Annotated in this window: 2 protein-coding genes and 1 tRNA gene; all 3 read left to right on the top strand. The window is 36.5% G+C overall.

The window, feature by feature from the left end; all coding sequences use genetic code 11:
* The first annotated feature begins 46 nt into the window (after nt 1-46).
* The 3 genes from J6L95_RS04390 (at nt 47) to J6L95_RS04380 (ending at nt 4,054) form a co-directional block, all read left to right on the top strand.
* Nucleotides 47-139 (top strand) — tRNA-Ser (locus J6L95_RS04390).
* Between the two features lie 102 nt (nt 140-241).
* Nucleotides 242-2,581 carry an HAD-IC family P-type ATPase gene (locus J6L95_RS04385; RefSeq protein ID WP_287458288.1) on the top strand — a complete coding sequence of 780 codons (2,340 nt, stop codon included), beginning with the start codon at nt 242-244 and terminating at the stop codon, nt 2,579-2,581.
* A gap of 135 nt (nt 2,582-2,716) precedes the next feature.
* Nucleotides 2,717-4,054, top strand: a complete 1,338-nt coding sequence (locus J6L95_RS04380; RefSeq protein WP_029072217.1) for a citrate synthase — start codon at nt 2,717-2,719, stop codon at nt 4,052-4,054.
* The last annotated feature ends 160 nt before the right edge of the window (nt 4,055-4,214 follow it).

Raw genomic sequence — 4,214 nt, 5'->3', positions numbered from 1 at the left:
TCGTGTCGCTGGTTCGATTCCGGCCGGAACCACCATTTACTTACGCGCAGGTTTACCCAAGTCCGGCTGAAGGGATCGGTCTTGAAAACCGACAGGGGATGAAAGTCCCGCGGGGGTTCGAATCCCTCAACCTGCGCCATTTGATGATTAACTTCTAGAGAAATCTCTAGAAGTTGTTTTGTTTTGTGTCATACTTAATTCATGAAGGGACATTATAATAGAATTTAAGAGGTTATGCTATATGAACGGATTAAATTATAATGAAGTCAATGAACGTATACAAAAAGGACAGATCAATACATCAGCTAAGGATATTTCAAAGACAAAAAAGCAGATTGTCTTTGAGCATGTTTTTACATACTTTAATGGACTTAATCTTTTCTTGGCGATGATGATTGTCTTTTCTGGTCGCTATATTAATCTTACCTTTATTGGGGTTGTCTTCTTTAATACAATTATTGGTATTATTCAGGAATTGAAGGTCAAAAAGACAATTGATAAGTTATCCATTGTCATGGATCAAAGTGTTCTTGTAAGACGAAATGGGCAGGATGAAATCATCAACAGTGATAAGCTTGTCTTAGATGATGTCTATACCTTAAAAGTAGGAACACAGATTCCATGTGATTCAGTTGTTTTAGATGGATACTTTGAAGTCAATGAAGCATTGCTTACCGGTGAAAGCAAGCCGGTAAAAAAAGTAAAGGGAACCCATGTTCTTGCGGGAACCTTTGTCACAAGTGGAAGCGGGATGGTAAAAGCAGAAAAAGTCGGTGACGACAATTATTCATCCGAGCTTTTGATGAAAGTCAAAAAGAAGAACAACGCGACTTCAGAAATGAAGGATGCGATTGAGAAGGTTATTAAGGTCTTAAGCATTATCATCGTGCCCGTTGGACTTATGCTCTTTCGTGCGCAGTACAATGCCAATGCGGATATCTCAGATGCCATTGTAAAGACCGTAGCAGGCGTTGTAGGAATGATTCCAGAAGGTTTAGTCTTGCTTACGTCAGTCTCGTTTGTATTAGGGGTTGGACGCCTAGCTAAGAAGCAGGCACTAGTCCAACAGATGGAATCCATTGAAGCATTATCTAGGGTTGATACGCTATGCTTAGATAAGACCGGAACAATCACCACCGGTGAGCTTCGTGTCAATAATATCGTTATCTTTTATGATCTTGGATATGATGATCAAAAGGTCAATGAAGTCATGAGCGCCTTTGTGGATAACAGAGAAGAAGGCAATATGACTCAGGCCGCTTTGCGCCAGTATTTTCATGAAGAACATCACCTGCAAAGCGTTAAGTTCATTCCTTTCTCCTCTGACCGTAAATTTCAGGCTGTAACGTACGATAACGGCTGTTCCTATGTCCTAGGTGCTCCTGAATATTTAACGACGGACACAACTATTCTCAAGCTTGTCGCAGATTATTCTTATGCTGGGTATCGAGTGCTCATGTTAGGGGAGGCATCAAGGATTCATCGTCATAAAGAAACATACGATGATTTTGTGCCAATGGCTCTTATTGTCATTAGTGATATTATTAAGGAAGATGCCAAAGATACATTTGCCTTCTTTGAAAAAGAAGGAGTGGACATTAAGGTATTATCTGGAGATAATCCTATAACTGTATCGCGTGTATGCATGATGGCGGGATTAAAAAAGGGAGACCGCTATATTGATGCTTCCAAATTACCAGATGATATTGCATCTCTATCAAAGATCATTGATGACTATCAGGTCTTTGGACGTGTTAAACCAGAACAAAAAGAACTAATCATTCAGGCGCTTCAAAAGAAAGAACATATCGTCGCAATGGTGGGAGATGGTGTCAATGATGTATTGGCCATCAAGGAATCTGATTGCGGTATTGCGATGGCTAATGGGGCAGATGCTGCTAAGCATTCTGCACATATTGTTTTATTGGATTCTCAGTTTTCTTCAATGAAAGATATTTTTAAAGAAGGACGCACAATTGTGGCCAATATTGAAAAAGTCAGTGCTCTCTATTTAACAAAGACAATTTATTCAACGGGATTATCACTGATCTTCTCTCTTATCGGCAAGGCCTATCCTTTTACACCGTTCCAGTTATCCATCATCAGCAGCTTTGCGATTGGCTATCCATCATTTTTTATCACGCTAGAAAAAGATGTCGATATGCAAAGTAAGGGATTCTTGCGTCATGTGCTCAATACAGCATTGCCATGTGGCTTATCCATTATTTTTTATGTTCTATTATCATTGTTTATGACAAGTCATCTCTCATTAAATATGAGAACATTTAATACATTAAGCTACTATATGACAGTTCTTGTAAGTTTTATTGTGCTTTATAAGGTATGTCTTCCATTAAATAAATATCGAAAAGCAATCTTTGGAATCTGTAGCGTATGTGTTGTAGTCGCCTTGGCTTTCTTATCTAAATATTTATCTATTTATTCTTTATTTGATTTCCATAGCATACTTGTCATTCCACTTGCATTATCGTCATTTATTATGACAGCACTCTTTACGAATATAATCAATAAGATGAGATTAAGAAATGTTATAAAACAGGCAAAAAAATATTTCATCTGAAATTCTATATAGCATAAATTACGTATTAATATTTTGTATTTTAAATAAAATAAGGAGTAATTTCGTAAAATAATTGTATACAATTATTAAATGAAATGCTATAATGGATAAAAATATGATTAAGGGGGTAGTAGAATGAGCAACATAATCAAAAGAAGTTTTGAAAGAATGCTCGAGGATGAACAAATCCCAAATGAACTTTATAATAAATACTCTGTAAAAAAAGGTTTAAGAAACGATGATGGTACAGGGGTACTTGTAGGATTAACAAGAATTTCTGATGTTGTTGGATATGAAAAAGACGAAGAAGGTCATGTTAAGCCATGTATGGGGCGTCTCTATTATCGTGGTATTGAAGTCTCTGATTATCTTGCCCACAGTCAGGATAAAAGATTCTGTTTTGAAGAAACATGTTTCCTTATTTTATTTGGACACCTTCCAACTAAGCAGGAACTTGAAGAATTCAAGGCGGTTATTTCTCACCGATATCATTTGCCTGACCATTATCTTGAAGGAAGTATTTTAAGTTTCCCTTCAAAGAATTTAATGAATAAGCTTCAACAGGAAGTATTGATGCTTTATCGATACGATAAATATAACCCAGATAGTACAGATATTGTAGATACATTAGAAAAAGGAATTAACCTTATTGCCAAGATTCCAGTGATTGTATGTTATACATATGCTACAAAGATTCACTCATATGATCATGATTCATTGGTAATCCACCATATTGACCCAAGTCTATCTATTGCTGAACAGATTCTACATCTATTAAGAAAAGATGGACGTTTTACACCAAAAGAAGCAGAAGTGCTTGATACAGCCTTAGTGCTTCATGCTGATCATGGGGGAGGGAACAACTCCACATTTACTAATGTTGTGATCTCTTCTACAGGAACTGACCTTTATTCAACTATTGCTGGATCAATTGGTTCATTAAAAGGTCCTCGTCATGGTGGGGCAAACCTTGCTGTTCGTCAGCAGATGAAGGCTGTCATCGATGAAATTGGACTTAATGCATCAGATGATAAGATCAAGGAAATTGTTTGTCGTATCTTAGATAAAGACTTCAATGATAAAAGTGGTCTTATTTACGGTATAGGACATGCCGTTTATACTTTAAGTGATCCACGTAGTGAAATCTTATCTATTAAATGTGAAGAATTATCCTATTCTAAGAAAAGACATGAGGAATTCGTATTCCACCAGAGATTTGCGGAAATTGCCAAGGAAGAAATCTATAAGAGAAAAGGTAAACGTGTATGTACAAATGTAGATTTCTATAGTGGTCTTGTTTATGATCTATTAGGCATTCCTGAAGATCTTTACACTTTACTATTTGTAATCGGAAGAACTGTTGGATGGGTTGCTCATAACCTAGAAGATAAATTATACGGTGGACGTATTATCCGTCCTGCTACTAAATATGTAGGTCATATTAAATCATGTGAAGATGAAGATGGTCGCTAGACCATCTTTTCAATTGTTTTTTTTAACACGCCGTGAGCAAGAAATCCCCCACCTATAGAGGTGGGGGATTTCTTGCGATAAACACGGTGTTTCTTGACTTTTGTATCTGATGATATTATAATATAATTGTAAATCAGTCGTATGTATAATAAAGGTTATA

The sequence above is a fragment of the Kandleria sp. genome (assembly GCF_017934775.1).
GTDB classification, from domain to species: Bacteria; Bacillota_I; Bacilli_A; order Erysipelotrichales; family Coprobacillaceae; genus Kandleria; species Kandleria vitulina.
Note: the sequence above shows the minus strand (reverse complement) of the source record. Positions and strands in the feature narration are given on the sequence as shown.